We start from the raw sequence: 3,786 nt of genomic DNA, 5'->3' as shown, positions 1-3,786 counted from the left end.
GCTTACTTTTGCGCTTTTCAAAAGTGAGCCGCCGTCAGGGCGGAACCCTAAGTGGCCGTTACCGCAGAAACGGATATGTACTCGTTCCAATCCAGCATCCTGGTCGGCTCAGAGGCCGCCATCGGGGGCAAGCCCCCTCCCACATTGGAATGGATTTGCAAATCCAAGTGTTGAAGGGCGACCGGGTTTATCTCGGAGCGCCCCCTTTTGGTGCCATCAGCAAATGATTAGACTGCCGACCTCCCTGCAAGGATCGCCATCATGCTGTTGATGCTCTACCTCATCGCCATCACCGCCGAAGCCATGACCGGCGCCTTGTCCGCCGGTCGACGCGGCATGGACTGGTTTGGCGTGGTGCTGATTGCCTGCGTGACGGCGCTGGGTGGCGGGTCGGTGCGCGATGTGCTGCTGGGGCATTACCCGCTGACCTGGGTCAAGCACCCTGAATACCTGGTGCTGACCTCGGTGGCCGCGCTGGTGACCATCTTTATCGCACCGCTGATGCGCCGCCTGCGCTCGCTGTTCCTGGCGCTGGATGCTTTGGGTTTGGTGGCGTTCACCCTGATCGGCTGCATGACCGCCCTGGAAATGGGGCATGGCATGCTGGTGGCCTCGGTCAGCGGCGTGATCACCGGCGTATTTGGCGGCATCCTGCGAGACATCTTCTGCAACGACATCCCGCTGATCTTTCGCCGTGAGCTGTACGCCAGCGTGTCGTTCCTGGCCGCCTGGTTCTACTTGCTGTGCCTGTATCTGCAATTGCCCAGCGAACAGGCGATTCTGCTGACCCTGTTCAGCGGCTTTCTACTGCGCCTGCTGGCGATCCGTTTTCACTGGGAAATGCCCAAGTTCGTCTACAACGACGACGTCCACTAGCGTGCGGCGTGTTGCTTGAGCGCCCACTCCACATGTTCACGCACCATTTCCGACGGGTAATCGCGCCGCGCCTTCAACGCTTCCAGCACCGCAATGCTCGACGGCGCATTGCCCAGGCCCACCGCCAAATTGCGCAGCCAGCGCTCGTAACCGGCGCGGCGCAAAGGTGAGCCTTCGGTGCTGCTGAGGAATTTATCCTCGTCCCACATAAACAATTGGGCAAGTTCCGCGTTATCCAGATTGTGCCGTGGCTTGAAATCGCTTTCGGCGGTGGTGCGGGCGAAACGATTCCACGGGCAAACGATCTGACAGTCATCGCAGCCAAATACACGGTTGCCGATCAGCGGGCGCAGGTCTTCGGGAATGGCGCTCTTGAGCTCGATGGTCAGGTAGGAAATGCAGCGCCGGGCATCCAGCACGTAGGGGCCGACGAAGGCGTTGGTAGGACAGATGTCCAGGCACGCGGTGCAGCGGCCGCAGTGTTCGGTGGCGTGGGGTGGGTCCACCGGCAATGGCAAATCGACAAACAGTTCGCTGAGGAAGAAATAGCTGCCGGCCTTGCGATTGAGGACCAGGGTGTTTTTACCGATCCAGCCGAGGCCGGCCTGTTCGGCGATGGCTTTTTCCAGGACCGGCGCGCTGTCGACGAAGGCACGAAAGCCGAACGGCCCGATCTGCGCCTGGATACGGTCGGCCAGTTGCTGCACGCGCTTGCGGATCAGCTTGTGATAGTCCCGGCCCAGGGCGTAGCGCGAGATATAGGCTTTTTCCGGCTGGGCCAGCAGTTGCGCCATCTGGGTGTCGCCGGGCAGGTAATCCATGCGCAGCGACACCACGCGCAAGGTGCCCGGCACCAGCTCGTCGGGGTGCGAACGTTTGCTGCCGTGGGCGCCCATGTAGTCCATCTCGCCGTGGTAGCCCGCGTCGAGCCAGCGTTGCAGGTGCTGTTCATGCTCGGCCAGGTCCAGGCCACTGATGCCGACTTGCTGGAAGCCCAGCTCGCGGCCCCAGTCTTTGATCGATTGGGCGAGGGCGGGCAGATCGGAGGTAATAGCGGGCATGAGACACGGGAAACCACAGGTTAGATGCGTATAATTCTGCCAGACATCGGAGCTTGAAGACGCATGCCTCAGACAAAACATGAAATAACCGACGTTCAGCTGTTGTTGCCGGGCCACTTGCCGCAACTGGCTGCGCGTTCGCTGGACGCTCATAAAGGTCAGTTTGGCCACCTGCTGGTGATTGGCGGCGACCGAGGCTTTGGCGGGGCAGCGCTGCTCAGTACTGAAAGTGCATTGCGCAGTGGGGCGGGGATGGTGTCGCTGGCGACACGCGTGGAGCATGTTCCCGCCGCGCTGGCGCGTCTGCCGGAGGTGATGACAAAGGGCGTGAGTTCGGCCAATCAGCTGATGGGCCTGCTGGAAAAGATCTCGGTCATTGTTATCGGGCCCGGTCTGGGTGACGCATCCTGGGGTAAAAGCCTGCTGTCCGTCGCCGCCAACGCGCCGCAGCCGCAAGTCTGGGACGCCGACGCCTTGAATCAACTGGCGACCGGCAGCGTCAGCCTGCCGGCCAACTGCGTGATCACCCCGCATCCGGGCGAAGCCGCGCGCCTGTTGGGCATTTCGACAGCCGAGGTTCAGGCCGACCGCCTTAAGGTGGCGCGCGCGTTGAGCCAGCGATTCAACGCGGTGACTATTCTCAAGGGGGCCGGCAGTTTGATCGCCAGCCCGGACGGACGTGTTTCGCGCTGTGACCAAGGCCATCCCGCGATGGCGACGGCAGGGCTGGGCGATGTGTTGGCCGGGCTGGTAGGCGCACTGCTGGCCCAGGGCATGCCCGCTTATGAGGCAAGCTGCCTGGCCGTGTGGTTGCACGCCACGGCAGGGGATCGCCAGGGCACGTTTGGCCGCGGCCTGGCCGCCAGTGATCTGATACCGGCCATTCGTCAATTGTTGGAGGAGCAGTCGCCGTGTCTGAAGTGATTTTTTTCCTGGCCGATGAAGAGGCCATGGTCGACCTCGGCCGGCGCATTGCCCAGGTCACGGCCGGGGCGGGGCTGATCTTCCTCGAGGGCGACCTGGGGGCGGGCAAGACCACGCTGTCCCGGGGCATCATTCGCGGTTTGGGGCATGCCGGCGCGGTAAAAAGTCCGACGTTCACCCTGGTCGAACCCTATGAGATCGGTAATATTCGCGCTTTCCACTTCGACCTCTATCGCCTGGTGGACCCTGAAGAGCTGGAATTCATGGGCATCCGTGATTATTTCGACGAAGACGCGTTATGCCTGATCGAGTGGCCAAATAAAGGCACAGGCTTTTTGCCAAAGCCGGACATGACCATTACCATTACGCCGCATGAGCACGGACGTCAGTTGAAGTTGTTGCCCCAGAGCGTGCGCGGCCAGTCGTGGTGCGCCGCTTTGGCACTGGAATTCAAATAATTGGTGGGGTTAGGTATGCGCTTTCGCGCGTTGGTTGCTGTCGTGGGGGTGTTGCTTGCGGCAATGACTGTCAATGCTCTGGCTGCTTCACAGGTGAAAAGTGTTCGCCTGTGGCGAGCGCCGGATAACACGCGACTGGTGTTCGACCTGTCTGGCCCGGTCCAGCACAGCGTCTTTACCCTCACGGCGCCTGATCGCCTGGTGATCGACATCAACGGTGCGAGCCTGGCTGCGCCGCTGAAGGTCTCCACCGCCAATACACCCATTACCGCCATGCGTTCGGCCCAGCGCACGCCGACCGACCTGCGCGTGGTCATCGACCTGAAAAAGGCCGTGACCCCCAAAAGCTTTTCCCTGGCGCCCAACGCTCAATATGGCAACCGCCTGGTGGTCGACCTGTTCGACAACCCTGCCGATGCCGCGCCGCCGCCTGTGCCGACGCCCAGCGTGGCGACGGTGCCTGCGGT

At 61.9% G+C, this 3,786-nt stretch carries 5 protein-coding genes; 4 read left to right on the top strand and 1 reads right to left on the bottom strand.

The genetic code is table 11. The features are described 5' to 3' along the window. The first annotated feature begins 258 nt into the window (after positions 1-258). Positions 259-876, top strand: coding sequence for a trimeric intracellular cation channel family protein (locus BFP96_RS21840; RefSeq protein WP_170827587.1), 618 nt, complete (start codon positions 259-261; stop codon positions 874-876). Here the strand turns inward: BFP96_RS21840 and queG are convergent. Beyond that, complete coding sequence (gene queG / locus BFP96_RS21835; RefSeq protein ID WP_065937000.1) at positions 873-1,937, bottom strand: tRNA epoxyqueuosine(34) reductase QueG; 1,065 nt, start codon at positions 1,935-1,937, stop codon at positions 873-875. The two genes, BFP96_RS21840 and queG, sit on opposite strands and share 4 nt — an antisense overlap. Positions 1,938-2,000: 63 nt before the next feature. Between queG and BFP96_RS21830 the strand changes: the two genes are divergently transcribed. From BFP96_RS21830 to BFP96_RS21820, 3 genes are all read left to right on the top strand, one after another. Beyond that, positions 2,001-2,861: an NAD(P)H-hydrate dehydratase gene (locus BFP96_RS21830; protein WP_065894496.1), complete on the top strand. Its 861-nt coding sequence runs from the start codon at positions 2,001-2,003 to the stop codon at positions 2,859-2,861. Continuing rightward, positions 2,849-3,319 carry a tRNA (adenosine(37)-N6)-threonylcarbamoyltransferase complex ATPase subunit type 1 TsaE gene (gene tsaE / locus BFP96_RS21825; protein WP_065894498.1) on the top strand — a complete coding sequence of 157 codons (471 nt, stop codon included), beginning with the start codon at positions 2,849-2,851 and terminating at the stop codon, positions 3,317-3,319. Before BFP96_RS21830 ends, tsaE begins: the two co-directional genes overlap by 13 nt. A gap of 15 nt (positions 3,320-3,334) precedes the next feature. Further along, positions 3,335-3,786: AMIN domain-containing protein (locus BFP96_RS21820; RefSeq protein ID WP_139113434.1), on the top strand; the 452-nt coding region annotated here is incomplete at its 3' end.

It is taken from the genome of Pseudomonas sp. 34 E 7 (genome assembly GCF_900005715.1).
GTDB lineage: Bacteria > Pseudomonadota > Gammaproteobacteria > Pseudomonadales > Pseudomonadaceae > Aquipseudomonas > Aquipseudomonas orientalis_A.
This window is presented reverse-complemented; position numbering and strand designations above follow the sequence as displayed.

Coding starts and splice junctions, on each gene's coding strand:
- queG (WP_065937000.1), bottom strand. CDS start 1,937: ATGCCCGCTATTACCTCCGATCTGCCCGCCCTCGCCCAATCGATCAAA.
- BFP96_RS21830 (WP_065894496.1), top strand. CDS start 2,001: ATGCCTCAGACAAAACATGAAATAACCGACGTTCAGCTGTTGTTGCCG.